Source organism: Streptomyces sp. NPDC045846, assembly GCF_056431605.1.
In genome coordinates, this window is sequence record NZ_JBWKKJ010000001.1 from 44679 (window position 1) to 70907 (window position 26229).

Consider the following 26229-nt stretch of genomic DNA (forward strand, 5'->3'; position numbering starts at 1 on the left):
GACCGCATGTACCGAGAGCGGCCGTCGCGGGTGCCCGGCGCCGTGGTCTGGACCAGGACCGTGGCCGCGGGCGACGAGCGCCCCGTCCTTCCGGACGGCTGCATGGACCTGCTCTGGTGCGAGGGGCGCCTCCTGGTGGCGGGACCCGACACCCGGGCGTACGTGCCCGACACCGCCCCCGGCACGCGGTACGCCGGGATCCGCTTCGCGCCGGGCGCCGGGCCCGCCCTGTTCGGCGTCCCGGCCCACGAGCTGCGCGACAGCCGGGTGGCGCTCGACGACCTCTGGGCCGGCGCGGAGGTGCGCGCGCTTGCCGAGCGGATCGGCGCGGCCGCCGCCCCGGCCGCCGCCCTCGAAGCCGCGGCCCTGGCGAGGGCGCCCGGCCCCGACCCGCTGACGCGGGCGGTGGCGGAGCGCCTCGCCGCCGGGTGGAGCGTCACGGCGACCGCCGCCGAGGCCGGGCTCGGCGCCCGCCAGCTGCACCGCCGCTGCCTCGACGCCTTCGGCTACGGACCCAAGACGCTGGCCCGCATCCTGCGCCTCCAGCGCGCGCTGGGCCTCGTACGGCGGGGCGTGCCGTTCGCCGAGGCCGCGCTCACGGCCGGCTGCGCCGACCAGGCACACCTGGCACGGGAGATGCGCTCGCTGGCCGGGATGACGCTGACCGACTACGCGAGCGCGGCGAACAGCGAGACCTCGACGCCGTCCGGATCGTGGACGACCGCGTAACGCTGTCCCCAGAACGCGTCCCACGGCTTGAGGTGGCCGTCGTACCCGGCCGCCGTCAGCGCGTCATAGGTCGCGTCGACCTCGGCGGGCGAGTCGCATGCGAAGGCGAGTCCGGTACGGGCGCTGCCCTCGGGGCGCGTCCAGTCCGGGTCGAAGGAGCGGATGGTGTCCTCGGTGTCCCACAGCACCCGGGTGCCGCCGGGGAGCGTGCACTCCACATGCGGCTGGGTGTCCGCGTCGGCCGGAACGTCCAGGCCGAGACGGCGGTAGAAGGCGAGGGATGCGGCCATGTCGGCCACTACCAGGCCGATGGAGTCGAGTCGTGGAGTCATGGCTTCACGGTAGGCAGCGCGGCGCGCGGGGGTCTTGTACGAAACGGACAGGCCCGCCGGGCCCCGGCTCCGCTACGCTATTTGCATGGGAGCGCAAATGGAGAGCTGGGACGCGGAGCGGGCCGACCGGGCGGTCGCCGTCCTGAAGGCGGTGGCGGACCCCTCGCGGTACCGCCTGCTGTGGGCGCTCAGCGGGGCCGAGCTGCCGGTGAGCGCGCTCGCGGACGTCATCGGCGCGCATGTCGCCGCCACCTCGCAGCACCTGGCCAAGCTGCGTGCGGCCGGGCTCGTCACATCGCGCCGGGACGGCACGCGGATCTTCTACCGGGCGGCCGGGCCGGGCGTGCGCTCACTCCTGGAGGAGGCGTCCGTGGTGGCCCTCGCCGTATCGCCCGAGGGAGCCGCGTCGGCGCCCGCCGCGGCGCAGGGTGCCGTGCCGGTGCGAGCCACCCGCAGAGCCAGGGCCCCGCGCCCGGTCACCGAGCAGTGACCTGCCCGGGCCGAGGATCTGAAGAGGGCTGCTCCCGGATGTAGGGGAGTTCCCCCGCGGGCCGTCCGCAGCTGATCGCGCGGCCCTTCAGGGCGCTTGCCGTGCGGAGGAGGAGAGTCACGCGGCACTCTCGTCCAGCCGGTACTCCTCCCGCTCCGCGTCGTAGCCGTACAGCTCCGCGTACCGGCCCCAGTCCGTGGCCGTCTCCAGCTGCTGGGCCACCTGCTCGCTCGTGTAGTGGTGGGCCAGCACGTCGCGGAAGAAGCCCGCGCGCAGGGTGGCCCCCGGGCTCTGGCGCAGGCTCGTGGTGATCAGCCGGACCAGCGGCGCCTCCAGGCCGGCCTCCGCGAAGATCTGCTTGGAGCTGCGTACGTCGGCGCCCGCGAACGTCGTGCCCCGGTCGGTGAGCATCAGGTCGTCGTCGCTGACGGCGGCGAAGCCGAGCAGTTCGAGCGCGTCCACCAGCGGCAGCACGTCGTCGATCTCCAGGCCGAGGTCGTCGGCGAGGTCCGCCAGGTCGCAGCTCCCGCCGCGGTGGGCGACCATCTCGGCCAGACCGGACAGGCCGTCCACGCTCGCACCGGGCAGCGGGGTGTTCGCGGGGGTGCGCCGGTCCACCTCGACGCCCTCGGCGCGGCCCGAAAGCGCCTCTCCCGTGCGTACCGCCTCCTTGACCGACTCCTTCGGGCGGCCCGTCATCGTGCGGTAGACCCGGTCGATGAGCTCGTCGAAGGCGGGCGCGTCGCGGTCGCGGGGCCTTTCGAGACCCACCTCGAAGGTCTCGCGGATCGTGCCGTACGGCCGCGAGCCGAGCACCACGATCCGGTCGGCCATCAGGACCGCCTCCTCGATGTTGTGGGTCACCAGGACGATCGCCCGGGTCGGGAACTGGCCCGACTCCCACAGTTCCATCAGCTCGCCGCGCAGGTTCTCCGCGGTCAGCACGTCGAGCGCGGAGAACGGCTCGTCCATCATCAGGACGTCCGGCTCCACCACCAGGGCGCGGGCGAAACCGACGCGCTGGCGCATGCCGCCCGAGAGCTCCTTGGGGTAGGCCGACTCGAAGCCGTCGAGACCGATCAGGTCGATGGCCTGGCGGGCCGCGTCCGCCCGCGCGTCCGCCGGTACGCCCCGGGCCTCGAGACCGAGCTCGACGTTCTGCAGCACGGTCAGCCAGGGCAGCAGCGCGAAGGTCTGGAACACCATGGCCGTGCCCGGGTTGGCACCCTTCAGCGGGGCGCCGCGGTAGGACACCGTGCCGGAGCTCGGCGGCACGAGCCCGGCCAGGCAGCGCAGCAGCGTCGACTTGCCCGACCCCGACTTGCCGAGCAGCGCGACGACCTCGCCCGCCCGCACCTGGAGGTCGATGCCGCCGAGGACGGGCAGCTCGCCGTCGGCGCCGGCGTACGCCTTGGTCAGACCGACCGTTTCGAGCAGGATCTCGCCGTCGGCCGGGCGGGGAGCGGCCGGGGCGACCGCGTGCCGTGCGTTGCGCAGGGCGCGAAGGGTGTTCAGCACCATGAGGGGGCTCCAGGAAAGGTCAGGGGTGTCAGAGGGCGTAGCGGGTGTCGGCCAGCCGGTACAGGCGGCGCCACAGCAGGCGGTTGAGGCCGACGACGTACAGGCTCATCACCGCCACGCCCGCGAGCAGGTGCGGGAAGTCGCCGGATGCGGTGGCCCGGGCGATGTAGGCGCCGAGGCCGGTGGCCGTCAGGGTGGTGCCGCCGAAGGTGACGACCTCCGCGACGATCGAGGCGTTCCAGGCGCCGCCCGACGCGGTGATGCCGCCGGTGACGTACGAGGGGAAGATGCCGGGCAGGATCAGCCGCTTCCAGCGCTGCCGGCCGCGCACGCCCAGGTCGTCCATGGCCTCGCGCAGGTCGCTGGGGATCGACATGGCGCCCGCGATGGTGTTGAAGAGGATGTACCACTGGGCGCCGAGCGCCATCAGCAGGATGCCGCCGATGTTGATGGACAGGCCGGTCCTGAGGAAGAACCAGACGGCCAGCGGGAAGAGGAAGTTGGCGGGAAAGCTCGCGAGGACCTGCACGACGGGCTGGGCGATGCGGGTGAGGCGCGGCGAGAAGCCGATCTTCACGCCGATCGGCACCCAGATCACGGTGGCCGCGGCCACCAAAACCACCACCCGGGCCAGCGTCGCGAGGCCGAGCAGGAGGGGTTCGCCGAAGACGCCGAGCCCGGTCTCGTCGTGGAGGTAGCGGCCGAGGTCGAACAGGCCCCACAGGATGAGCGCGCCCGCGACGACGGTGAAGGTGATGTCCCCGGTGCGCCGGCGCGCCCCATCGACGGCCAGCGGCCGGTCGTCGGTGCCGAAGACGCGTCCCGCGCGGCCGAGCGCCCGCCCCATCGGGCGCAGCGCCTTGCCGAGCAGTCGCGGCCAGGCGGAGCGGCGCAGGAAGTCGAGGACCACGGAGCGCTGGATCTCGCTGGCCTCGGACTGCTCGTTCTTGAACTTCTCGGCCCAGGCGGTCAGCGGCCGCCAGAAGAAGAAGTTCACGCCGATGACCATGATCGCCATGGTGAGAATGGCCCAGCCGACCCGGCCGAGGTCACCGTCCGCGATGGCCGCGCCCGCGTAGGAGCCGACGCCGGGCAGCGCGTAGTCCCTGTTGTTGACGCTGATGGCCTCCGAGGCCACGAGGAAGAACCAGCCTCCGCCGAAGCTCATCATGCCGTTCCAGATGAGGCCGATCATCCCGGAGGGCAGCTCGACCCGCCAGAACCGCATCCACCGCGTGAATCTGAACGACCGTGACAGCTCGTCGAGTTCGCGGGGGAGCGAGGTCAGGGAGTGGTAGAAGCCGAACGTCATGTTCCAGGCCTGCGAGGTGAAGATCGCGAAGATCGACGCGCACTCCAGGCCCAGCATGGAGCCGGGGAACAGGGCGATGAACCCGCTGACGGCGACCGTGAGGAAGCCGAGCACCGGCACCGACTGGAGGATGTCGAGCGCCGGGATCAGGATGCGTTCCAGGCGTCGGCTCTTGGCCGCGGCGAGGGCGTACACGAAGGTGAACACGATCGAGGCGGCGAGCGCGATGAACATCCTCAGCAGCGAGCGCGCGGCGTCGTAGGGCAGTCGGACCGGATCGGTGTCGACCTTGAGCGACTGATCGGTGGAGAACCGGACCGTGGTTCCGTGGCCCACCTGGAGGACGACGTAGAAGAGCACGAGCACGGCCGCGGCGACCACCGCGTCGACCCAGCTCAGCCGGGCCAGGCGGCCGGCGAGGCGGGAGGTGGCCCGGGTGGGGGGACCGCTCGTCCGGAACGACATCACAAGAAACCTCCGACCACACTGTGGGCACAGGAGTCCCGGGGGCGCGACCGCGCACCCCGGCGCGGCGGAGCCCGACGTGGTGAGAAAGGAAAGGGGAGGGCGCGGGGCCCGGAGAATCAGGCCGCAGCGCCCCGCCGCACCGGCCCCGTGGCGAGGGGCGGCAGGCGAAGGGAAAGGTCAGAGACGCCCGGCGGGGCGGCGCGGACTGGGAGGATCTGCGTCCATGGCTGCCCCCTTCGGCGATGTGGTTTCCAGTGGCCTGTGCAGTGTGCCTTTTCTTGCACTGATGTGCAAATAAGGCTCTGGGTGGCCGGTACGGAGCGGTCGGCCCGGGATGCCCGGTCCGCGCGGGCCGAGACGTACGACTGGGCCGCGCCCGGCGGGAGTCGGGGTGGCGGTGCGGAATCGGATCCCGAAGTCCCTTGAACCGGCGGCGAGTTGACGGATGCGGCGGGAAGTGGCGACCCGCCGCCTGCCCAAGCGCGTCCGGGGTCACAGTCACAGGCTTCAGTCACGGTCACGGTCACGGAAATTAAATCGCTGGCGCCCCGGCCGAGGTGTCTCTAGAGTCGGGGACTGTTCGAGCGGCGACGCAAGGTCGCCGCGGTTGGTGTGTGCCGGTTGGGGAGGTGTGAACGATGGCTGTCGCTGCGAAGGGCGCTGCCCGCATCCCGAAGCTCATCCCTCACATCCCCGTGGTCTCCGGCTGACCGACTACTGCCTCCACGCCTGAGCGCGTGGCGCCGGGACCGCCCTTCGAAGGGTCCCCCTTGTCTTCCTCTGCTTTCAACACCTCCACTTCGTCGCGCCCGCTCGCCGCATACGGCTGGGACGACGCCTGGGCGGCCGAGTTCGCCCCGTACGCCGTGCAGGGCCTGGTGCCCGGCCGGGTCGTGCGGGTCGACCGCGGCCAGTGCGACGTGGTGACCGCGGACGGCACCCTGCGCGCCGACACCGCCTTCGTCACCCCGCACGACCCGATGCGGGTCATCTGCACCGGCGACTGGGCCGCCGTCGAGCCGGGCGGCGACCCCCGGTTCGTCCGCGCCTACCTGCCGCGCCGCACCGCGTTCGTGCGCAGCACCTCCTCCAACCGGTCCGAGGCGCAGATCCTCGCGGCCAACGTCGACAGCGCGATCATCGCCGTGTCGCTCGCCGTCGAGCTCGACCTCGGCCGCATCGAACGCTTCCTGGCCCTGGCCTGGGAGTCGGGCGCGCAGCCGCTGGTCGTCCTCACCAAGGCCGACCTGGTCCCCGACCCGGTCGGGCTCTCCTACCTCGTCCGGGACGTGGAGGCCAGCGCGCCCGGGGTGCAGGTCCTGCCGGTCAGCGCGGCCACCGGCGAGGGCGTCGAGATCCTCGCCGCGGTCGTCGCGGGCGGTACGAGCGTGCTGCTCGGGCAGTCCGGCGCGGGCAAGTCCACGCTCGCGAACGCCCTGCTCGGCGCGGAGGTGATGGCGGTCCAGGCGGCCCGCGAGGTCGACGGCAAGGGCCGCCACACCACGACCACCCGCAACTTGCTGGTGCTGCCCGGCGGCGGTGTCCTCATCGACACCCCCGGGCTTCGGGGGGTCGGCCTCTACGACGCGGAGTCGGGCGTCGGCCAGGTCTTCTCCGAGATCGAGGAACTGGCCGCCGACTGCCGCTTCCACGACTGCGCGCACGAGGCGGAGCCGGGGTGCGCGGTGCTCGCCGCGATCGAGGACGGCTCGCTCGCGCAACGTCGCCTGGAGAGCTACCGCAAGCTCCTGCGCGAGAACCAGCGGATCGTCGCGAAGACGGATGCGCGGCTGCGGGCGGAGATGCGGCGGGACTGGAAGGCGAAGGGGGCGGTTGGGCGGGCGAACGCGGAGGCCAAGCGGGGGCGCCTCCGCTGACCCTCACCCTGCGGGGCGCGGGGGCTGCCCCCGCGCCCCCTCGCGGCGCCGCCCCGCCCGCACCCGGTCGCGCAGTTCCCCGCGCCCCTAACCCCTCGTTCGTGTGCGGACCGTGCTCGCTTCTCGCGCAGTTCCCCGCGCCCCTTAACAGCATGGTGCTGGTCGGCATGGGCATTTTTAGCCCGTCCGGCGATTGAGGACGAGCGCCCTTTAGGCGCGAACGGGGTCTGGGGCGGAGCCCCAGGGGGTGGGGGGAGCGCGGCGTCTGAAATCCGCCAGCCACCCCCGGAGGGGCGCCGCACACTGCAAGGGTGATGGACGACGACACGCGGTACGAGGCGGTCACCAGCCGGGACGCCCGGTTCGACGGCGAGTTCTTCTTCGCCGTCTCAACCACCGGCATCTACTGCCGCCCGAGCTGCCCCGCCGTCACCCCCCGACGCAAGAACGTCAGGTTCTTCCCCAGCGCGGCCGCCGCCCAGGGCCACGGCTTCCGGGCCTGCCGCCGCTGCCGCCCGGACGCGGTGCCCGGCTCCGCCGAGTGGAACGCGCGGGCCGACGTCGTGGGCCGGGCCATGCGGATGATCGGGGACGGCGTGGTCGACCGCGAAGGCGTGCCCGGCCTCGCCGGACGGCTCGGCTACAGCACCCGGCAGGTGCAGCGCCAGCTCACCGCCGAGGTGGGCGCGGGCCCGGTCGCCCTGGCCCGCGCGCAGCGCGCCCACGCGGCCCGGGTGCTGCTCCAGACCACCGCGCTGCCGGTCACCGAGATCGCCTTCGCCTCCGGGTTCGCCAGCGTGCGGCAGTTCAACGACACGATCCGGCAGATCTACGCCCGCACCCCCAGCGCCCTGCGCGAGGAGGCCGGCACCCGGGCGACGAAGGCCGGGGTCGCGGCGAGCGCCGGAGTGCCGCTCAGGCTCGCCCACCGGGGCCCGTACGCGAGGAAGGAGACCTTCGACCTGCTGGCGGCCGAGGCCGTGGCCCGGGTGGAGGAGGTCGTCGGAGCGCCGGGCGCTCGCACCTACCGCCGCACCCTGCGCCTGCCCCACGGCACCGCCGTCGTGGCCGTCGACGAGGCCGCGCCCGCGCACACCCCGGCCCGGCAGGGCTGGCTGGACGCCCGGATCCACCTCACCGACCTGCGCGACCTCACCACCGCCGTGCAGCGCCTGCGCCGCCTGTTCGACCTGGACGCCGACCCGTACGCCGTGGACGAGCGGCTCGGCGCCGATCCGCGGCTGGCCCCGCTCGTCGCGCGGACCCCGGGGCTCCGCTCGCCGGGCGCGGCGGATCCCGACGAGTGCGCGGTGCGCGCGCTGGCCGGGAGGGACCGCGCGGCCGCTCTCGTGGAGACGTACGGCAAACGGCTCGACCTGCCCTGCGGCACGCTCACCCATCTGTTCCCCGAACCCGACGTGCTCGCCGCCCACCCCGACCCGCACCTCGCGGCCCTCGCGGCCGCGCTCGCCGACGGCGTCCTGCGGCTGGACGCCGGTGCCGACCGCGAGGAGGCCGCGCGGATCCTGCGCACGCTCCCCGGCATGGCCGAGACGACCGTCCGGACGATCCGGACCCGGGCGCTCGGCGACCCGGACGTGGGCCCGGCGGGGGCGGACGCCTGGCGGCCCTGGCGCTCCTACGCCCTGCGCCACCTGGAGGTCGAGGCCGCCGGAGAGCAGTAGTCCGACGGGCGGGCCCGGGGCACTTCTGGGAACGTCGAAGGCATGATCCGTCTCGCGCGCCTGCCCCTGGACCGCTGGTCGGCCGTGCTGCCGCCGCTCGCCCTCGCGCTGCTCGCGCTGACGTGGGGGCGCTCGCTGCCCGCCGCGGTCGTCGCCCTGGTGGCCTGCTTCCTGGCCGGTGCGGTGCTCGCCGCGGTCCACCACGCCGAGGTCGTCGCGCACCGGGTGGGCGAGCCGTTCGGGTCGCTGGTGCTCGCGGTCGCGGTGACCGTCATCGAGGTGGCCCTGATCGTCACCCTGATGTCGGACGGCGGCGACAAGAGCGCCTCGCTCGCCCGGGACACCGTCTTCGCCGCCGTGATGATCACCTGCAACGGGATCGTCGGGGTGTGCCTGCTCGTCGGCGCCCTGCGCCGCAGGCTCGCCGTGTTCAACGCCGAGGGGACCGTCACTGCCTTCGCGACGGTCACCACCCTGGCGGGTCTCAGCCTCGCGCTGCCGACGTTCACCACCAGCAAGCCGGGCCCCGAGTTCTCGCCCGCGCAGCTCGTCTTCGCCGCGATCGCCTCGGTGTTCCTGTATGGGCTCTTCGTCGCCACCCAGACCGTGCGCCACCGCGACTACTTCCTGCCGGTGACCCAGCAGGGCGACGTCATGCGGGAGGACAGCCACGCCAACCCGCCCTCCGTGCGCACCGCCTGGACCAGCGTCGCCCTGCTCGCAGTGGCGCTGGTCGCGGTCGTGGGCCTGGCCAAGGGGGTCTCGCCCACCATCGAGAGCGGGGTGGCCGCCGCGGGTCTGCCCGCCTCGGTCGTCGGCGTCGTGATCGCGCTGCTCGTGCTGCTGCCGGAGACCATCGCCGCGGTGCGCGCCGCCCGCCGCGACCGCGTACAGACCAGCCTCAACCTGGCCCTCGGCTCGGCCATGGCCAGCATCGGCCTGACCGTTCCGGCCGTCGCGCTCGCCACCATCTGGCTGCCCGGGCCGCTGGTGCTCGGGCTCGGTGCGAGCCACATGGTGCTGCTCGCCCTGACCGTGGCGGTCGGCATCCTCACGGTGGTGCCCGGCCGCGCCACCCTGATGCAGGGCGGCGTGCACCTCTCGCTGTTCGCCGCGTACGTCGAGCTCGCGGTCAACCCCTGACTCCTTCCGCGTCTCCTGCCCCGCCCGGCGTACGTTCCCGGCCGACTAGGCGATGCATTCAAGTCAGCGCCGTTACGGCCTTGTTGACGGCATGCCCTCCCGGTCGGACGATCGAAAGGTAGTTGCTCAATACATCCGATTCGGCCGGCGGAACGTCCCCCCACCGTCCGGAGAGGCCGAGCAGGAGGCACGTATGTGTGGCATCACCGGCTGGATATCCTTCGACCGTGAACTGCGCGCGGAGCGGGACACCCTCGACGCGATGACCGAGACGATGGACTGCAGGGGGCCCGACGACCGCGGCGTCTGGGCCAACGGACCGGCAGCTCTCGGCCATCGCAGGCTAGCGATCATCGACCTTCCGGGCGGGCGCCAGCCCATGACCGTCGAAGCGGGCGGTCGGACCGTCGCCCTCGTCTACTCGGGCGAGACCTACAACTACACCGAGCTGAAGGCCGAACTCACCGCGCGCGGGCACCGGTTCACCACCGACTCCGACACCGAGGTCGTCCTGCACGGCTACCTGGAGTGGGGCGAGGCCGTCGCCGAACGCCTCAACGGCATGTACGCGTTCGCGATCTGGGACGAGCGCAGCCGGCGCCTGGTCATGATCCGCGACCGCATGGGCATCAAGCCCTTCTACTACTACGAGACCGCCGACGGCGTGCTGTTCGGCTCCGAACCCAAGGCGATCCTCGCCAACCCGCTGGCCCGCCGCTCGGTCTCGCTCGACGGCCTGCGCGAGCTGTTCACCTTCGTCAAGACGCCCGGCCACGCCGTGTGGGACGGCATGAAGGAGGTCGAGCCCGGCACCGTCGTCACCCTCGACCGCGGCGGCCTGCGCACCCACACCTACTGGTCCCTCCAGACCCGCCCGCACGAGGACGACCGCGACACCAGCGTCGCCCGCGTGCGCGAGCTGCTCGACGACATCGTCCGGCGTCAGCTCGTCGCCGACGTACCGCGCTGCATGCTGCTCTCCGGCGGCCTCGACTCCTCCACCCTGACCGCGATCGCCGCCCGCCAGCTCGGCGAAGTCGGCCAGCAGGTGAGGAGCTTCGCCGTCGACTTCGTCGGCCAGACCGAGAACTTCGTCGCCGACGAACTCCGCGCCACCCCCGACACCCCCTACGTCCACGACGTGGCGCGCGGCTCCGGCACCGTCCATCAGGACATCGTCCTGGACGCGCTCTCGCTCGCCGACCCCGAGGTCCGCGCCAAGGTCATCCGCGCCCGCGACATCCCCATGGGCTTCGGCGACATGGACGCCTCGCTCTACCTGCTGTTCAAGGCGATCCGCGAACACTCCACGGTCGCGCTGTCCGGCGAGTCGGCCGACGAGGTCTTCGGCGGCTACAAGCAGTTCTTCGACGAGGCCGCCCGCCAGGCCGACACCTTCCCCTGGCTGGTCAGGTTCGCCGAGCAGTTCGGCGACGACTCCGGCCTGATACGTCCGGACCTGGCGGCCGCGCTGAACGTCCCCGCCTACGTCAAGGACTCCTACGACAAGGCCGTCGCCGGCATCCAACGCCTGGACGGCGAGAGCGACTTCGAGTACCGGATGCGCAAGATCTGCCACCTCCACCTGACCCGCTTCGTACGCGTACTGCTCGACCGCAAGGACCGCGCGAGCATGGCCGTCGGGCTCGAAGTGCGGGTGCCGTTCTGCGACCACCGCCTCGTCGAGTACGTGTACAACACGCCCTGGTCGCTGAAGTCCTTCGACGGCCGTGAGAAGAGCCTGTTGCGCGAGGCGGCCCGGGACGTCATCCCGCGGTCCGTGTACGACCGGGTCAAGAGCCCCTACCCCTCCACGCAGGACCCGAAGTACGCCACCGCCCTCCAGGGCCACGCCAAGGACCTGCTGGCCCAGCCCTCCCACCCCGTCTTCGACCTCATCGACCGCGAGGGCCTGCGCCGGGCCGCCGAGGCGAGCGCCCCGCAGATCCACCAGGCCTCGCGCCGCGGCCTGGAGCGCACGCTCGACCTGGCGATCTGGCTCGACCTGTACAAGCCGGAGCTGAAGACGGCCTAGCGGCCCGGGCCTACTCCAGGCCCCAGCTGTGGATCTTGTCGGGGTGGACGCGGATGAGCTCCTCGCTGAAGTGCGGTCCCAACTCGTGTGGCCCGGTGAGGAGTTCGGCCCGGCCGCGGATCTCCACCCCGCGCACCTTCCACGGCCGCACGCTCACCACGTCATCGACCACCAGGGCGGCCCTCGGGTTGCCCTGGAGGTTGCGCCACTTCTTCGTGGTGCCCAACGCGTACCCGCCGATCAGGATCGTCCCGTCGTCCTGCGGGAAGAACCCGACGGGGTTCGCCTGCGGCTGCCCCTTCCCGTCCACGGTGGCGAGCCGGCCAAGGCGCTGGCTCTTGAGGTACGCGCGCTCGGCCTCGCTGAATTCGGTCATGGGGCCACCCTCACACGCCCGCCGCCACACGTCACCAAGATGCCGTCACGGGTCTTCGGACCGCGGCCGCCCCGGTTCAGCCCCAGACCACCGCGCCCAGCCACGCCCCGGCCACCAGCAGGCAGGCGAACAGCTCGGCCATCACCGAGTAGCCGCCCGCGCGCAGCGCGGTGCGGGCCGACGCCCAGCCGTCCCCGCGGCTGCCGAGCCGTACCCGCTCGGCGGCGTAGAGCCCCCCGACGAACCCGGCGATCCCGCCGATCACCGGCAGCACGAAGAACCCCGCGACCGCGGCCGCCGCGGCGGTGAGCACCGACCGCTTGACCACCCCGGCCGCCTTGAAGCGGCGCGGGGGCAGGAAGGGCCGCAGGGCCTGGTTCAGCAGGAGCACGCCGGTGGCGCCGGCCAGGATGCTCCAGGCGAGCCCGGTGATGTCGTCGAGCGCCCACCACAGCACGGCCGCCCAGACGATCGCGGGCCCGGGGACGCCTTGGACCAGCACGCCGCACAGGCCCATCAGCATCACCGCCCCGACCGCGAGGAGCTGCCACACGCTCATCTGCCCAGGGTGCGGTAAACGGCGCGTTCCCGCAGTTCCGGAGCGTTCGCGCCCGCCGGGTCCCGGGGGAGTGGGGTGCTCAGCGGGCCACCCAGCCCCGTTCGTAGGCGTGCCAGCCCAGCTGGAGTCGGGTCGTGACGCCCGTGAGCTCCATCAGGCCCTTGACCCGGCGCTGCACGGTGCGCAGGCCCAGCTCCAGCTGCTTGGCGGCGCTGGCGTCCGTCATCCCGGCCAGCAGCAGCGACAGGATCTCCAGGTCGGTCGCGTCCGGGCCCCGGTCCTCCTCGACGATGCCGTGGCCCCCGCCGCCGAGCCGCAGTGGCACCGCGTCCTTCCACACCGCCTCGAAGAGCCCCGTCAGGGATGCGAGCAGCCCGCTGGCGTGCACCACGAGCGCGGCGGGCTCGGCACCCCGGCCGGTCAGCGGCACCATCGCGAGGCCGCGGTCCACGACCACGAGCTCGGTGGGCACCCGGTCCACCGTGCGCACCTGCTCATCGCGGCCGAGCGTGGCGGACAGCTCGACGATCCCGGCGGGCAGCGACAGCACCTCGCGCTCGACCACCACCCGGTGGACCACCCCGCGGTCCGGGGCCCGCTCCTCGGGCTCGTTGTCCATCCCGGTGGCCGCGAGCGGCTTCCCCGTCACCAGCGCGCACACCTCGTCGGCCGCGCCCAGCCGCAGCTGGCGGAAGCGGTGGGCGACCGCGCTCGCCCCGGTCACCACCTCGACCAGGTCGTGCACGGCCGGCGCGGAGGCCTCGGCCCGGTACTCCGAGGCCAGCAGCCCCGCCGCCTGCTCGGCCTGGTCCAGCTCATGGCGCTGCCGGGTGAGCAGCGCGCCGAGCGCGGCACCGGGCGGCGCCGCGACCCAGCGCCCGGTGCGGGCCGAGGACCGGGCGGCCAGGCCCTGGCGTTCCAGTCGGCGCAGCGCCCGCTCGGTCTCGTTCTCGGGCAGTGCTAGCCGGTGCGCGAGGTCCGTCACCTCGGCCGCGCCGACCGCGACCAGCGCGCGGTACGCCGACTCCTGTGTCTCGTCGAGCCCTATCGCTCCCAGCACCACGGACCGCCTTCCTCACCTGCGCGACGGCGGGAGACCGCCCGGCGCAAAACCGCCGCACGACATCATCCCCGGACCGCCCGCCGCGCGGCCAGCGCCGAGCCACCGCAGCCCCAACAGCCGCTGGGGGCGCGGCACTTGGGACCATCGGGAATGATCCCCTTTGTTCTGGAATGATCCAGTGGGAGCGATCCGCCCGATATCGCGTACGGCCTCGGGGGTGGCCATCGCGGCCGCTCTCGCCTCAATCGCCGGAGGCAAGGCTGTGGTGGGCGGGGACGGTTCCAGGTCGTGCGGAACGCGCACTCCGTGCGCCCACCGCGCGACCGGTTGTCCCTCGGGGGGCCCGCCGGGCCTCCGGCCCCGTTGCCACACTTGTCCGTTGAGCACATTTTCCCGATGCCCCGTTTTCGTATGCCTCCAGCGGTGGACAATAAGGGCATGAGCCAGCAGGGGGAGAGGCCAACGCGGGACGACGACTGGTGGAACCGGCTGTACGACGAGTCGGCACCGGACGCCGGGCCCGACCGTTCGGGCGACAGTCTCGACGACCGCTTCAACTCGGCGGCGGACACGGTGAGTTCGGCCGTGGTGGCGCCGGGCCCGGCCGACGCGGCGGGTGCGAAGGCGACGCATCCGCCCGCGGAACACGCCGCGTCACCCGCCACCGCGCAGGACGCGGCCGCAGCCCCGGCTCCCCAGCCCCGGGCGCCCTGGGAGCCGCCCGAAACCCCGCCCGAACCGCGAAAACCCGCGGCCTGGTGGGAATCCGTCCCGTCGGCCCCACCCCCGCCGTCGGCCCCGGCCCCGCTGCCCGACCTGCCGCCGGGCTGGACGGAGGGCGCCCCGCCGGATCCGGGCGCCGTGGCCGAAGGCACACCCCCCGATACGCCGCCGATCACCGCCCCGCCCGATCCGGCCAGAGCCGCCCACGAGCCGCGCCGCGCGAGCACCCGGCGCGACCGCCGCGCCCCGATGATCGACCCGTCCGGCCCACCGATGACCGCCCCCGACGAACAGTTCGGCCCGCCCGAGACCGCGCCGCCCGAGCAGTTCGTCCCGGTGCCCCGGCCCCGTACCGGCCATGTGGGTGACGGTCCGCCCACCTACGACGCCGAGCCCACCGCGCTGCCCGCCGCCCGGCCCGACGAGCTCGGCGAACTCGTCGCCGACACGGTGCTCGACGGGGCCCGCTACGGCGCCTACGTCCTGCGGGCCGCCTCCTCACGCGGGGACTCCGCGCGCTTCCGGGGCGAGCCGCGCCGCGACGCCCTGCTCACCGCCCGCTTCGGCGCCGACGAGAACGCCCTGGTCCTGGTTGCCGTGGCCAGCGGCGCGCGGACCAGCGACCGGGCCCACCTCGCCGCCGCGGACGCCTGCCAGTGGATCGGCGGCGCCATCGGCCGCAGCCACGTCCGCCTCGCCGAGGACATCAGAGCGGGCCGGCGCGGCGACCTCAAGTCGGGCCTGCACCGCCTCACCGACCGCAGCTACGGAATGCTGCGGGCCCGCGCCGCCGAGCTCGGGGCCGAGCCCGAGGAGTACACCGCGAGCCTGCGCTGTCTGCTTCTTTCCGCGGACCCCGCCTGCCGCACCCGGGTGTTCTTCGGCATCGGCCACGGCGGGCTCTTCCGGCTGCGCGGCGGCGTCTGGCAGGACATAGAGCCGGCCGTGCCCGAGCCCGGCGAGGTCCTCGGGGCGCCGGTGGTCGGCTTCGGCTCGGCGCCCGCCGAAACCCCGCAGGGCGACCGCCTGACCATGGACCTCGGCACCGTCGAGCCCGCCCGCCCCTACATCGACCCGCCCCCGCCGCCCGGCGAACCGTTCCGCTTCCGGGCCTCCGTGGCCCGCCCGGGCGACACCCTCCTGCTGTGCAGCGGCGGCCTCGCCGAACCCCTGCGCGGCGAGGCCGCCCTCGCCAAGGAACTCGCCGAACGCTGGGCCCGCCCCGAGCCGCCGGGGCTCGCCGGATTCCTCGCCGACGTGGGGCTGAGGGTGAAGGGATACGCCGACGACCGCACGGCCGTCGCGGTCTGGGAGGCGTGACGGCCACGGGCATGGGTTGATGGACCCATGGCCAAGCAGAATGTTGCAGAGCAGTTCGTCGACATCCTCGTCCGCGCGGGCGTGAAGCGGTTGTACGGAGTCGTCGGCGACAGTCTGAACCCCGTCGTCGACGCCATCCGCCGCACCTCCGCCATCGACTGGATCCAGGTCAGGCACGAGGAGGTCGCCGCGTTCGCGGCCGGCGCCGAGGCCCAGCTCACCGGGCAGCTGGCCGCGTGCGCCGGGTCGTGCGGCCCCGGCAACCTCCACCTCATCAACGGCCTGTACGACGCGCACCGCTCGATGGCCCCGGTCCTCGCCCTCGCCTCGCACATCCCCTCCTCCGAGATCGGCCTCGGCTACTTCCAGGAGACCCACCCCGACCAGCTGTTCCGGGAGTGCTCGCACTACAGCGAGCTGATCTCCAGCCCGAAGCAGATGCCCCGGGTGCTCCAGACGGCGATCCAGCACGCGATCGGCCGCGGCGGCGTCAGCGTCCTGTCCCTGCCCGGCGACATCGCCTCCGAGCAGGCCCCCGCCAAGGCGATCGACCACGCCCTGGTCACCTCCCGGCCCTCGGTGCGGCCCGGCGACAGCGAGATCGACCAGCTCGCCGCGCTCATCGACGCGGCCGACCGGGTCACCCTCTTCTGCGGCAGCGGCACCGCCGGGGCGCACGCGGAGGTCATGGAGTTCGCCGAGCGGATCAAGTCGCCCGTCGGGCACGCGCTGCGCGGCAAGGAATGGATTCAGTACGACAACCCCTACGACGTCGGGATGAGCGGCCTCCTCGGGTACGGCGCGGCCTACGAGGCGACCCACGAGTGCGATCTCCTGGTCCTGCTCGGCACCGACTTCCCGTACAACGCCTTCCTGCCCGACGACGTCAAGATCGTCCAGGTCGACGTGCGCCCCGAGCACCTGGGCCGCCGCTCGAAGCTGGACCTCGCGGTGTGGGGCGACGTGAAGGAGACCCTGCGCTGTCTGATCCCGCGCGTGAAGACCAAGACGAACCGCCGCTTCCTCGACAAGATGCTGAAGAAGCACGCGGACGCGCTGGAGGGCGTCGTCAAGGCGTACACCCGCAAGGTCGACAAACACGTCCCGATCCACCCCGAGTACGTGGCCTCCGTGCTGGACGAACTCGCCGACGACGACGCCGTGTTCACGGTCGACACCGGCATGTGCAACGTGTGGGCGGCGCGCTACATCTCACCGAATGGCAGGCGCCGGATCATCGGTTCCTTCAGCCACGGCTCGATGGCCAACGCGCTGCCGCAGGCGATCGGCGCCCAGTTCATCGACCGGCGCCGCCAGGTGATCTCGATGTCCGGGGACGGCGGATTCTCCATGCTGATGGGTGACTTCCTCACCCTGGTCCAGCACGACCTGCCCGTGAAGATCGTGCTGTTCAACAACTCCTCGCTCGGCATGGTCGAGCTGGAGATGCTCGTCGCCGGGCTGCCCTCGTACGGGACGACCAACCACAACCCCGACTTCGCGGCCATCGCCCGGGCGGCCGGGGCCTACGGGGTGCGCGTCGAGAAGCCCAAGCAGCTCGCGGGCGCCCTCAAGGACGCCTTCAAGCACAAGGGCCCGGCCCTGGTGGACATCGTCACCGACCCCAACGCGCTCTCCATCCCGCCGAAGATCAGCGCCGAGATGGTGTCGGGCTTCGCGCTCTCCGCCAGCAAGATCGTCCTGGATGGAGGGGTGGGCCGCATGCTCCAGATGGCCCGCTCCAACCTGCGCAACGTGCCGAGGCCGTAGGGAGCGGGCGCGGAGGGGCGAGAAGGTCACCACTCCTTCACCGCGCCGCACCGAACCGCCTGCCCACCCCCCGCGTCCTCACCTTCACCCGGTACCTCAACAGCGGCTACGCTCAACCGGGTTACGCCGATGACCAGGCGAGAAGGGCCGGGGGACGCACACCATCATGAGCGGTACGAACGGGGACGAGCACGTCGAGAAGGACGATTACGTCAACGGCGGCATCAAACCGCTGGCGGTGAGCGACCCGGCCCGCATCGGGCCGTATCTCCTCCTGGGGCGGCTCGGCGCCGGGGGCATGGGGCGGGTGTTCCTCGCCCGGTCGGACAGCGGGCGCACCGTCGCCGTGAAGGTCGTGCACGAGGAGCACGTGTCCGACGAGCAGTTCAGGGAGCGGTTCCGCCGGGAGATCGAGGCGGCGCGCAAGGTCGGGGAGCGGTACACGGCGCCGGTGCTCGACGCGGGCCCCGAGGACGAGCCGCCGTGGGTCGCCACGGGGTACGTGCCCGGGCTCTCCCTCGAACAGATCGTGCGGCGGCACGGGCCGCTGCCCACCGACTCCCTGCACGCGCTGGCCGACGGGCTGTTGAAGGCGCTCAAGGACATCCACGGCGCGGGGATCGTGCACCGCGACCTCAAGCCGTCCAACGTGATGCTCACCGTGGACGGCACGAAGGTCATCGACTTCGGGATCGCGCGGGCCCTGGAGACGTCCGTCGAGTCGTTGCTGACCAGCACGGGCATGGCCGTCGGCTCTCCCGGCTTCATGTCGCCCGAGCAGGTGCGCGGCCAGAGCGCGGGCGTCAAGAGCGACGTGTTCACCCTCGGGTGCGTGCTGACGTACGCCGCGACCGGGCAGCTGCCGTTCGGGCAGGGGGCCAGCAACCAGCACGCCGTGATGTTCCAGATCGTGGAGGGCGAACCCGATCTGGCCGGCGTCGAGGACGAGGCGTTGCGGTCGCTCATCTCCCGCTGCCTGGCCAAGGAGATCGACCAACGACCGGGCGTCGACGAGCTGTTGGCCGACCCGGACCGGCCGCGTCCGGCTGCCGCGCGCGGCGCCTGGCTGCCCGCCCGCGTCGTCGCGCGGCTGGCGCAGCAGTCCGCGCGGCTGCTCGACGCCGAGGCCACGCCGCTGCGGGAGGAGCCGGTCGACCGGGCGACCGTCGGGCTGCGGCCGGGGGCCCTGCTTCCTGGCGTCGACCCGGCGGCGGGGGGCAACACCCGGCGGGAGGGCGAGGAGCGGCCCCGCCGTCGCCGCAGACTCGTCGTGCTGCCCGTCATCGCCGTCCTCACCGTCGGCGGCGGCACGATCGCCGTGCTCCAGCCGTTCGCGAACGGCGACGGGGGCAGCGCCCGCGCCCAGACGCCCGGAGTCACCGCGAGCGCCACCCCCGGCAGCCTCAACTCGCCCAGCGCCAACGGAAGTTCCCCGTCACCGAGTCAGAGCGGCAAGGGTCCGGACGACGGCAAGGGCAAGGGCGAATCGAAGGGGCCGAGCGCCCCGCCGAGCGCGAGTCAGCCGGCCCCGGGCGGCGCCAACGGTGGCGGCAGCGCACCCGGTGGCGGCTCCACCAAGGGCGCCGGAGGCGGTGCGGGTGGCGGCGCCGGTGACGGGTCCGGGGCGTCCGGGCGGACGGGATCGTCGGGGGCGTCCGGCTCATCCGGGGCGTCCGGCTCGTCGGGCCCGGCCGATTCGGGCGGCTCGTCCGCCGGGTCCCCGCCGCCCGCCATGACCGGATACAAGGTCGAGTACACCAACTCCTGCGTCGGCGCGTGCTCCATGCCGCTCGCGGTGAGCTGGTCGGGGGTCTCGGGCGCGACCCGGTACGACGTCCACTACACCAACAAGGGCAGCAACTTCACGAAGAAGAGCGTGGACACCATCTACTCCACCGGCGGCTCCAGCTACACGATCAACGGCCCGTTCTCCGGGGACGAGATCTGCGTGGCGGTGCGCGCGGCCAACCAGTACGGCGCCTCGGCCTGGGCCCAGACCTGGTGCGGCACGGTGCCCTACTAGACGAGCCTCCCCGGCCGAGCGGTCAGCCCCTGCGCAGCCGCAGCGTCACGATCTGGAACGGCCGCAGCTCCAGGGCGATCCCGCCCGCCGAGAGGGGGGCCTCGTCCAGCGGCCGTTCCAATAGATCGGTGAACTGCGCGCGGACGCAGGGGAATCCGGGCCGCAGCGTCGCCCGGGCGCGGCCGCCCGCCGACTCGTACAGCCGGACCACCACGTCGCCGCCGCGGTCCTCCGCGAGCTTCACCGCCTCGACCGTCACCGCGGGCGAGTCCACGGTGACCAGCGGCGCGGTCTCGGCGGCCGGTGCGACGCGCAGCGGCAGGTTCAGCGCGAGCCCCTCCGCGACGGCGTCGCTCACCTCGGCGCCCGGCAGCAGGGCGTAGGTGAAGCGGTGCCGGTCCACATCGGTCGCCGGGTCGGGGCTGTGCGGGGCCCGCAGCAGCGTCAGCCGCACAGTGGTGCCGAGCCCGCTCCCGTGCGGGACCCGGGTGACGTCGTGCCCGTACGTCGAGTCGTTGAGCACGGCCACCCCGTACGAGGGCTCGGCGACCCGCAGCCAGCGGTGCGCGCAGATCTCGAACCGGGCAGCGTCCCAGCCTGTGTTGTCGTGCGTCGCGCGGTGCACATGGCCGAACTGAATCTCGGCGGTGGACCGTTCGGCGTGCACGTCGAGCGGGAACGCAGCCTTGAGCACCTTCTCCGACTCGCGCCAGTCCACCTCCGTGACGACGTCGATCCGCGGGCTGCCGCAGCTCAGCCGGATCTCCTGCACGAGCCGTGAACTCCCGAAGCTCCGCGCCACCCGCACGGCCGCCCGCAGCGGCCCCTGTTCGACCAGCTCGACCGAATCGGCGCCGGTGAGGTCGGTGTGGCGGCGCCGGTAGTGCCGGTCGATGTCCCAGGCGTCCCACTGGTTGGGATGATCGGGGTGCAGCTGGAGGAGGTTGCCCCGGCTGCCAGGAGCGAGCACCTCACGATCGGCGGTGAGGTCGCGGACCGAGCGAAGCAGCCCGTCGGAGTCGACGCCGACCCGCACAAGTCCGTTGTCCAGTACGAGAGTTGAGCCGTCCCGCGTCACCGTGACCGGGGGCTGCCGGGTGGCCGCCCGGGTCAGTGCCGTGGCCGCGAGGGGCGGGGCCTGGACCGCGATCAGCGACCGGCCGCCGGGCAGCGGCTGGCCGTCCGGCGCGTCCTCGGCGGCGACCTCGACCACCGCGGCGCGCGCGTAGGGCGAGGCGTTGAGCACGGCGGGCCGCCGCTCCCCGCCCAGCGCCCGGACGGCGTGCGCGACGACGCCCTCCAACTCCTCGCGTACCCGCGCGTACGTCTCGCGCGCCTCGCGGTGGACCCAGGCGATCGACGAGCCGGGCAGGATGTCGTGGAACTGATGCAGCAGCACCGTCTTCCACAGCCGGTCGAGAGCGTCGTACGGCGGGCTGTAGTCGGGGGAGCGCAGGGCCGCGGCGGTCACCCAGGACTCCGCTTCGCGCAGCAGGTGTTCACTGCGGCGGTTGCCCTGTTTGGTCTTGGCCTGGGTCGTGTACGTCGCCCGGTGCAGCTCCAGATACAGCTCGCCCGACCACACCGGGGCCCGCTCCCCGTACTCGGCGTGCGCGGCCTCGAAGAACGCCGACGGCTTCTCCACGGTGACCCGCGGCGAGCCCTCCAGGTCGCGCAGCCGACGCGCCTTCTCCAGCATCTCCCGGGTGGGCCCGCCCCCGCCGTCGCCCCAGCCGAACGGGACCAGGGAGCGCGTGGCCAGGCCCTTCTCGTTGAAGTTCCGCTCCGCGTGGGCGAGTTCGGCCCCGTGGAGGCGGGAGTTGTAGGTGTCCACCGGCGGGAAGTGCGTGAAGACCCGGGTGCCGTCGATGCCCTCCCACCAGAAGGTGTGGTGCGGCATCCGGTTGGTCTGGTTCCACGACAGCTTCTGGGTGAGGAACCACTTCACCCCGGCCAGCTTCGCTAGCTGCGGGAAGGCCGCGGTGTAGCCGAAGGAGTCGGGCAGCCAGATCTCCTCGGTCTCCACGCCGAGCTCCTCGAGGAAGAAGCGCTTGCCGTGCACGATCTGGCGGGCCAGTGCCTCACCGCCCGGCATGTTGGCGTCCGACTCCACCCACATCGAACCGACCGGCGCCCAATTCCCCTGTTCCACAGCCTTTTTGACGCGCCGCCAGATGTGCGGCTGGTGGTCGCGCACCCACGCGTACTGCTGCGCCTGGGAGCAGGCGAAGACCAGCTCGGGGTAGTCGTCGGCCAGCGCGGTCACATTGGCGAAGGTGCGCGCCGCCTTGCGGACCGTCTCGCGCAGCGGCCACAGCCAGGCCGAGTCGATGTGCGCGTGGCCCGCCGCCGAGACGCGGTGGGCGCTCGGGCCCGCCGGCCGGGAGAGGGCGTCGGCCAGCTCGCGGCGCGCGGCCGCCGCGGTGCCGGCCACGTCGTGCAGGTCGAGCGCGTCCAGCATGCGCTCAAGGGCCCGCAGGATCTCGTGCCGGCGGGCCCGGTCGGCGGGCAGCTCGTGCATGAGCTCCGACAGCACCTCCACGTCCAGCACCAGGTGCCACACCTCGTCGTCGAGTACGGCGAGATCGGCAGACGCGAATCGGTAGATCGGCTGATGCCCCGCGGTCCGCACGTCCCCGAGCGGGGTCGGCTCGAAGTCGTGCAGCACCGCCGGATTGGCGGCCGCCTCAAGGAGCAGCCGGACCTCTTCCCCGCCCGTCGCACGCGCTGCCACCGGGATATGCCGGTTGCGGGGGTGGATGCCCTTGAGCGGGACGCCCGCGGCGTCGTACACCAGACCCTCGGCCTGGAAGCCCGGCCCCTCCCCGGTGAAACCGGGGTCGATGACCGCCTCGACCCTGCGACCCGCCCACGCCGCGGGCACCCGCCCTTCGATCCGGAACCAGCTCGTCGACCACGGCCGCCCCCACCGCGTACCGGGCGCGAACGGCTCGTATGCCGCCGTCAAGGCCTCGGCGACGGGCACCGGCTCGCCCGGGGCGTGCCAGACGGCGAGGGTCAGCGGCGTCCGGGCGGCGTACCGCGCCGGGCGGACGAACTGGCGCAGCGCCCGCTCCAGCCGTCCCTCCACCAGAGCTCGGTCGTCATGCATGCGGTCTCCTCCCGCGGGTCCCTGAAGGCATGCCCGTTCGGTCGTTGAGGAATCACCATGAGTGACCACGGCCCGGTTGGGCATGCATCCCGTGTGCGTGTTCGAGGGGGAAGGGTCGTCGCATCGTGCAGGTGGGGGTTATGACAGGGCATCAGGCAGGGCTCGGCGCCGCGGGGAGCGGGCCCGTCCGGACACCTGATGCGCAGCAGGGGGACCAGCGCCTGTTGCGCAGGAGAGTGGGGCACGCGGATCTGACCGCCGTGCGGGAGATACGTCGCGCGCTGAGGGAGTTCCTCGGTCCCTCGCGGCACGCGGGCGCGGCGGACGTGGCCGAACTGCTCACCAGTGAGCTGGTGACCAACGCCCTGGTGCACACCGATCACGGAGCCGTGGTGACGGCGACCGTGGGGGAGTCCGGGCTGCGCGTGGAGGTACGGGACTTCGTGGCCGCGCTGCCGACGCCGCACGCACCGTCCGCCGACGACGGTACGCACGGGAGGGGGCTGCTGCTCGTCCAAGCGCTCGCGGACGCCTGGGGCGTGCGCGAGCACGGCATGGGAAAGGTGGTCTGGTTCGAACTCGGGGACGCGACGGTGTCGCGGTACTGAGGCGCCCCCGGGGGAGCCTGCCGCGCACCGCTTGCCCGGCCGGGTCGCGGGGGACCGCACGACCCGGCGGGCTAACCGAACTGCTGCTCAAGGTCCTTGAGCTTGCGCTCCAGGGAGTCGAGCCGGGGAAGCGCCTGGGTGTCGTCCTCGGCGGTGAGGTCCACGGTGCGGGCCGCCGAGGTCTCAGCGGTCCCGACGGCCAGGAGGGAGGGCCGGTTGCGCAGCGGCAGCTGTCCCGGCTCCGCTATGGCCGGCTCCGCGACAGCCTTGGGCTGCGCGGAGCCCTGCCCGGCGCCGATCCCCGGGACGTCGACCTGGCGGCCGCCGTTCCTGCCGCGCCCCCAGGTCCGGTTCTGCCGGCTGAGCGCCTTGAAGTGCGCCCGGTCCAGCTTCTCCTGGTCCCGCCTGCGGAGCTTGTTCTCCTCCTTGGCGCGCTTGTCCTCGCGCACCTCCTCGACCGCCTCGTCCAGGGTCCGCACGCCCTCCAGGAGCATCAGCGACCAGGCGCCGAAGGTCTCCCGGGGGGCCCGCAGCCACCGGACGATCCGGATCTGCGGCAGCGGCCGCGGCACCAGGCCCTGTTCGCGCAGGGCCGCCCGGCGGGTCTGCTTCAACGCGCGGTCGAAGAGCACCGCCGCCGAGAGCGACATGCCGGCGAAGAACTGCGGGGCGCCCGCGTGGTCCATGCCGCGCGGCGCGTGCACCCAGTTGAACCAGGCCGCGGCGCCCGCGAACGTCCACACGAGCAGGCGCGAGCCGAGCGCCGCGTCGCCGTGACTGGCCTCGCGCACCGCGAGCACGGAACAGAACATGGCCGCGCCGTCGAGGCCGAACGGGACCAGGTACTCCCAGCCGTCCGTCAGGTTGAGGTTCTGCCGGCCGAAGCCGACCAGACCGTGGAAGGAGAGTGCGGCGGCCACCGCCGCACAGCAGAACAGGAGCACGTAGGAAGCGGTGCCGTAGACCGCCTCCTTCCTTCTGCGGCGCTCCTCGCTGCGCTCCCAGGAGTCGTCGCCGGTGGCGTTGTCACCGGCGCGCTTGCCGCGCGCGAGCACTACCAGAGCCACGACGACCCCCACGATCATCACGCCGCCCGGAAGCAGCCAGTCCAGCGATATGTCGGTCAGTCGCATGCGGTGTCCCTTGCATCGCGTAGGGCGTATCGGCCGCCATACTGCTCCTGCCGTACGGGGCGGCAGGGGGTTTCGGGGCAAGAGGGCGCCAACGGATCGCGAGGGCAGTCGGATAGGGGGGAATCGTTCGAACTGCCGTGCCCGGCGCGCGAGTTGAGTTCGACTGGCGCTCACCCGGACGGGTGGCATGGTTTCAGGAGGCGGCGCTGAGCCGCCGCACCCGGTCGGCGTCGCAGGTGCGCGGGCAGGTCACGCAGGTGTCCTCGGGGCGCACCGTGTAGAAGAAGCAGCAGCTCGCCCGGTCGCGGGTCGCCAGGCGCCGCCCGTCGGGCGCGGTCAGCTCCCGGAAGCCCGGCGTGCCGACATAGGGCTTCGCGGTGCCGGGGAGCAGCGCGTCGAGCTCGGCCATCGCGCGGGGCTCCTCGCCGAGCAGGGAGCCGATGTACCAGAGGCCCTCGACGATCTCGTCCGTGGCCATCCCCCACAGGGCCCGCCGGCCCCGCCGCATGCGCGGACCGAAGCCTTCGAGGACCGGCCCGAGGTGCTCGGCCACCGCGGCCCGCACCTCGCCCCGCAGTGCCTCCTCGTCGGCGACGACCCGGGCGCCGGGCAGCGCGGCCGCCGGATCGTCCGGCAGGCAGGCGAACTCCCGCACCCGCACGGCGATGTGACCCGTCGTCCGCTGGAACGCCACGTCGGCGACCGGCACCCGCGGCACCCGGCGGTGCAGGAACCACGGCACCGTCACGAGCAGGCAGGCGGGCCAGGCGTAGCGGTGGAAGCCGAAGGAGGCGATGACGTCGGGACGGGCCTGGTGGCCGTAGTCCCGTACGACCTGCGCGTGGTCCCAGGCGAGGAACGCGTCCAGGGCCGCGCCGCCGGCCGCGAGTTCCGCCGCGCCGACCCAGCCCGCGCCGCTCGGCGCCTGCTCCGAACCGGTCAACTCCCTGATCCCGAGACCGGGGAAGACCTCGGCGAGGCGGGCGTAGGAGGGGGCGAGGGGACTGGGCAGCAGGGTGGAGACGGTCATGCGGAACCACCGAATCACGATCGTTGGCAGGTAAGCCTTACCTTAGCGGATGAGGGCGATGTTTGAACTCGCGCTTTGTCCGCCTATGGTCTGTGTGGGGCAGGCGGAGCCGTAGGAGGCCGGGGTGGAGCAGGGCAGAGCGCGCGAGGCGGTGGTGCCTCCATACGGGTCACCCCGGATCCCCGGCCAGCCCCGCGGCGGGGAGCGCCTCGGCGACGCGCGCGGCGAGCACACCCACGGCGAGCTCCCGGCGCCCCGCGCCGTTCACCGCCACTCGGTGCGCGGCCAGATCCTGGCCGCGCTGCGCACCGCCCTGGTCGACGGCGAGCTGGTGCCCGGCGAGGTGTACTCGGCTCCGGCGCTCGGCGAGCGGTTCGGCGTCTCCGCCACGCCCGTGCGCGAGGCGATGCAGCAGCTCAGCATCGAGGGCGCCGTCGAGGTCGTCCCGAACCGGGGGTTCCGGGTCACCGAGCGCAGCCCCCGCGAGCTCGCGGAGCTCGCCGAGGTGCGCGCCCTGATCGAGGTCCCGGTGATGCTGCGGCTGGCCCGTACCGTCCCGGCGGCCCGCTGGGCCGAGCTGCGCCCGCTCGCCGAGGCCACCACCGAGGCGGCCGCCACCGGCGACCGGGCGGGCTACGCCGAGTGCGACCGCGCCTTCCACCGGGCGGTCCTCGCCCTGGCCGGGAACCAGCAGCTCGTCCAGGTCGCCGACGACCTGCACCGGCGCGCGCAGTGGCCCTTGACCGCGGCGCCCGTCGCGCGCCGCGCCGACCTGGTCGCCGACGCCGCCGAGCACCTGGCCCTCCTGGACGCGCTGTGCGCCCAGAACCTGCCCGTCGTGCAGTCGCTGGTACGGGAACACTTCACGGGCTCCGCGCTCTGAGCGGAGCCCGTGGCGCCTGGCCCCGGCCCGTCACGGC

At 73.2% G+C, this 26229-nt stretch carries 20 protein-coding genes; 11 read left to right on the forward strand and 9 right to left on the reverse strand.

Annotation, left to right across the window (positions count from 1 at the left end; translation table 11 throughout):
- Positions 1-6 precede the first annotated feature (6 nt).
- On the forward strand, positions 7-729 hold the full coding sequence (locus AC07F3_RS00215) for a helix-turn-helix domain-containing protein (protein WP_479108895.1): 723 nt from the start codon (positions 7-9) through the stop codon (positions 727-729).
- Here the strand turns inward: AC07F3_RS00215 and AC07F3_RS00220 are convergent.
- Complete coding sequence (locus tag AC07F3_RS00220; protein WP_114041065.1) at positions 669-1061, reverse strand: VOC family protein; 393 nt, start codon at positions 1059-1061, stop codon at positions 669-671. The two genes, AC07F3_RS00215 and AC07F3_RS00220, sit on opposite strands and share 61 nt — an antisense overlap.
- An 85-nt stretch (positions 1062-1146) precedes the next feature.
- Here AC07F3_RS00220 and AC07F3_RS00225 point away from each other — a divergent pair, with 85 nt between their 5' ends.
- Entirely contained in the window at positions 1147-1551 is a 405-nt protein-coding gene (locus tag AC07F3_RS00225) for an ArsR/SmtB family transcription factor (protein WP_479108897.1), read from the forward strand.
- Positions 1552-1668: 117 nt separating this feature from the next.
- Here the strand turns inward: AC07F3_RS00225 and AC07F3_RS00230 are convergent, their stop codons facing one another.
- Both AC07F3_RS00230 and AC07F3_RS00235 read right to left on the reverse strand, forming a co-directional pair.
- A complete protein-coding gene (locus tag AC07F3_RS00230; RefSeq protein ID WP_479108899.1) occupies positions 1669-3072 on the reverse strand; it encodes an ABC transporter ATP-binding protein in 1404 nt (467 codons plus the stop codon).
- A gap of 28 nt (positions 3073-3100) precedes the next feature.
- Positions 3101-4849 carry an ABC transporter permease gene (locus AC07F3_RS00235; protein ID WP_479108900.1) on the reverse strand — a complete coding sequence of 583 codons (1749 nt, stop codon included), beginning with the start codon at positions 4847-4849 and terminating at the stop codon, positions 3101-3103.
- Positions 4850-5622: 773 nt separating this feature from the next.
- On the opposite strand from AC07F3_RS00235, the gene rsgA reads away from it, so the two are divergent.
- The 4 genes from rsgA (at position 5623) to asnB (ending at position 11592) form a co-directional block, all read left to right on the forward strand.
- On the forward strand, positions 5623-6729 hold the full coding sequence (gene rsgA / locus AC07F3_RS00240; RefSeq protein WP_479108902.1) for a ribosome small subunit-dependent GTPase A: 1107 nt from the start codon (positions 5623-5625) through the stop codon (positions 6727-6729).
- 314 nt (positions 6730-7043) lie between these two features.
- Positions 7044-8414, forward strand: a complete 1371-nt coding sequence (locus AC07F3_RS00245) for a DNA-3-methyladenine glycosylase 2 family protein (RefSeq protein WP_479108904.1) — start codon at positions 7044-7046, stop codon at positions 8412-8414.
- A gap of 42 nt (positions 8415-8456) precedes the next feature.
- A complete protein-coding gene (locus tag AC07F3_RS00250; RefSeq protein WP_479108906.1) occupies positions 8457-9557 on the forward strand; it encodes a calcium:cation antiporter in 1101 nt (366 codons plus the stop codon).
- A 193-nt stretch (positions 9558-9750) separates the two neighbouring features.
- A complete protein-coding gene (gene asnB / locus AC07F3_RS00255; RefSeq protein WP_479108908.1) occupies positions 9751-11592 on the forward strand; it encodes an asparagine synthase (glutamine-hydrolyzing) in 1842 nt (613 codons plus the stop codon).
- 10 nt (positions 11593-11602) lie between these two features.
- Here the strand turns inward: asnB and AC07F3_RS00260 are convergent, their stop codons facing one another.
- From AC07F3_RS00260 to AC07F3_RS00270, 3 genes are all read right to left on the reverse strand, one after another.
- Positions 11603-11968 (reverse strand): PPOX class F420-dependent oxidoreductase, encoded by a 366-nt coding sequence (locus AC07F3_RS00260; protein ID WP_479108910.1) that lies wholly within the window; start codon positions 11966-11968, stop codon positions 11603-11605.
- A 76-nt stretch (positions 11969-12044) separates the two neighbouring features.
- Entirely contained in the window at positions 12045-12527 is a 483-nt protein-coding gene (locus tag AC07F3_RS00265; protein ID WP_479108912.1) for a DUF456 domain-containing protein, read from the reverse strand.
- Positions 12528-12606: 79 nt separating this feature from the next.
- On the reverse strand, positions 12607-13587 hold the full coding sequence (locus tag AC07F3_RS00270) for a helix-turn-helix domain-containing protein (protein WP_479110551.1): 981 nt from the start codon (positions 13585-13587) through the stop codon (positions 12607-12609).
- 441 nt (positions 13588-14028) lie between these two features.
- On the opposite strand from AC07F3_RS00270, the gene AC07F3_RS00275 reads away from it, so the two are divergent.
- The 3 genes from AC07F3_RS00275 (at position 14029) to AC07F3_RS00285 (ending at position 19426) form a co-directional block, all read left to right on the forward strand.
- A complete protein-coding gene (locus AC07F3_RS00275) occupies positions 14029-15633 on the forward strand; it encodes a protein phosphatase 2C domain-containing protein (RefSeq protein ID WP_479108914.1) in 1605 nt (534 codons plus the stop codon).
- Positions 15634-15660: 27 nt separating this feature from the next.
- Complete coding sequence (locus tag AC07F3_RS00280; RefSeq protein ID WP_479108916.1) at positions 15661-17403, forward strand: pyruvate dehydrogenase; 1743 nt, start codon at positions 15661-15663, stop codon at positions 17401-17403.
- A gap of 166 nt (positions 17404-17569) precedes the next feature.
- The gene (locus AC07F3_RS00285) at positions 17570-19426 is read left to right on the forward strand and encodes a serine/threonine-protein kinase (RefSeq protein ID WP_479108918.1); all 1857 of its coding nucleotides are present in this window, start codon (positions 17570-17572) and stop codon (positions 19424-19426) included.
- A 22-nt stretch (positions 19427-19448) separates the two neighbouring features.
- Here the strand turns inward: AC07F3_RS00285 and AC07F3_RS00290 are convergent, their stop codons facing one another.
- Positions 19449-22538 (reverse strand): alpha-mannosidase, encoded by a 3090-nt coding sequence (locus AC07F3_RS00290; protein WP_479108920.1) that lies wholly within the window; start codon positions 22536-22538, stop codon positions 19449-19451.
- Between the two features lie 140 nt (positions 22539-22678).
- On the opposite strand from AC07F3_RS00290, the gene AC07F3_RS00295 reads away from it, so the two are divergent.
- Positions 22679-23146 (forward strand): ATP-binding protein, encoded by a 468-nt coding sequence (locus AC07F3_RS00295; protein ID WP_479108922.1) that lies wholly within the window; start codon positions 22679-22681, stop codon positions 23144-23146.
- A 71-nt stretch (positions 23147-23217) separates the two neighbouring features.
- On the opposite strand, the gene AC07F3_RS00300 is transcribed toward AC07F3_RS00295, so the two are convergent.
- Together AC07F3_RS00300 and AC07F3_RS00305 are read right to left on the reverse strand one after the other, a co-directional pair.
- A complete protein-coding gene (locus AC07F3_RS00300; protein ID WP_479108924.1) occupies positions 23218-24279 on the reverse strand; it encodes a DUF2637 domain-containing protein in 1062 nt (353 codons plus the stop codon).
- Between the two features lie 193 nt (positions 24280-24472).
- Positions 24473-25309 carry a (2Fe-2S)-binding protein gene (locus AC07F3_RS00305; RefSeq protein WP_479108926.1) on the reverse strand — a complete coding sequence of 279 codons (837 nt, stop codon included), beginning with the start codon at positions 25307-25309 and terminating at the stop codon, positions 24473-24475.
- Positions 25310-25433: 124 nt separating this feature from the next.
- Here AC07F3_RS00305 and AC07F3_RS00310 point away from each other — a divergent pair, with 124 nt between their 5' ends.
- Positions 25434-26192 carry a GntR family transcriptional regulator gene (locus tag AC07F3_RS00310; protein ID WP_479108928.1) on the forward strand — a complete coding sequence of 253 codons (759 nt, stop codon included), beginning with the start codon at positions 25434-25436 and terminating at the stop codon, positions 26190-26192.
- Positions 26193-26229: the final 37 nt, after the last annotated feature.

What these genes read in the sequence shown, in the direction of transcription:
- AC07F3_RS00225 (WP_479108897.1), top strand. Translation starts at nt 1,147, where the DNA reads ATGGGAGCGCAAATGGAGAGCTGGGACGCGGAGCGGGCCGACCGGGCG.
- AC07F3_RS00295 (WP_479108922.1), top strand. Translation starts at nt 22,679, where the DNA reads ATGACAGGGCATCAGGCAGGGCTCGGCGCCGCGGGGAGCGGGCCCGTC.
- AC07F3_RS00290 (WP_479108920.1), bottom strand. Translation starts at nt 22,538, where the DNA reads ATGCATGACGACCGAGCTCTGGTGGAGGGACGGCTGGAGCGGGCGCTG.
- AC07F3_RS00215 (WP_479108895.1), top strand. Translation starts at nt 7, where the DNA reads ATGTACCGAGAGCGGCCGTCGCGGGTGCCCGGCGCCGTGGTCTGGACC.
- AC07F3_RS00275 (WP_479108914.1), top strand. Translation starts at nt 14,029, where the DNA reads ATGAGCCAGCAGGGGGAGAGGCCAACGCGGGACGACGACTGGTGGAAC.
- AC07F3_RS00220 (WP_114041065.1), bottom strand. Translation starts at nt 1,061, where the DNA reads ATGACTCCACGACTCGACTCCATCGGCCTGGTAGTGGCCGACATGGCC.
- AC07F3_RS00305 (WP_479108926.1), bottom strand. Translation starts at nt 25,309, where the DNA reads ATGACCGTCTCCACCCTGCTGCCCAGTCCCCTCGCCCCCTCCTACGCC.
- AC07F3_RS00300 (WP_479108924.1), bottom strand. Translation starts at nt 24,279, where the DNA reads ATGCGACTGACCGACATATCGCTGGACTGGCTGCTTCCGGGCGGCGTG.
- AC07F3_RS00265 (WP_479108912.1), bottom strand. Translation starts at nt 12,527, where the DNA reads ATGAGCGTGTGGCAGCTCCTCGCGGTCGGGGCGGTGATGCTGATGGGC.
- AC07F3_RS00245 (WP_479108904.1), top strand. Translation starts at nt 7,044, where the DNA reads ATGGACGACGACACGCGGTACGAGGCGGTCACCAGCCGGGACGCCCGG.
- AC07F3_RS00230 (WP_479108899.1), bottom strand. Translation starts at nt 3,072, where the DNA reads ATGGTGCTGAACACCCTTCGCGCCCTGCGCAACGCACGGCACGCGGTC.
- AC07F3_RS00250 (WP_479108906.1), top strand. Translation starts at nt 8,457, where the DNA reads ATGATCCGTCTCGCGCGCCTGCCCCTGGACCGCTGGTCGGCCGTGCTG.
- AC07F3_RS00260 (WP_479108910.1), bottom strand. Translation starts at nt 11,968, where the DNA reads ATGACCGAATTCAGCGAGGCCGAGCGCGCGTACCTCAAGAGCCAGCGC.
- AC07F3_RS00280 (WP_479108916.1), top strand. Translation starts at nt 15,661, where the DNA reads ATGGCCAAGCAGAATGTTGCAGAGCAGTTCGTCGACATCCTCGTCCGC.
- asnB (WP_479108908.1), top strand. Translation starts at nt 9,751, where the DNA reads ATGTGTGGCATCACCGGCTGGATATCCTTCGACCGTGAACTGCGCGCG.
- AC07F3_RS00235 (WP_479108900.1), bottom strand. Translation starts at nt 4,849, where the DNA reads ATGTCGTTCCGGACGAGCGGTCCCCCCACCCGGGCCACCTCCCGCCTC.
- AC07F3_RS00285 (WP_479108918.1), top strand. Translation starts at nt 17,570, where the DNA reads ATGAGCGGTACGAACGGGGACGAGCACGTCGAGAAGGACGATTACGTC.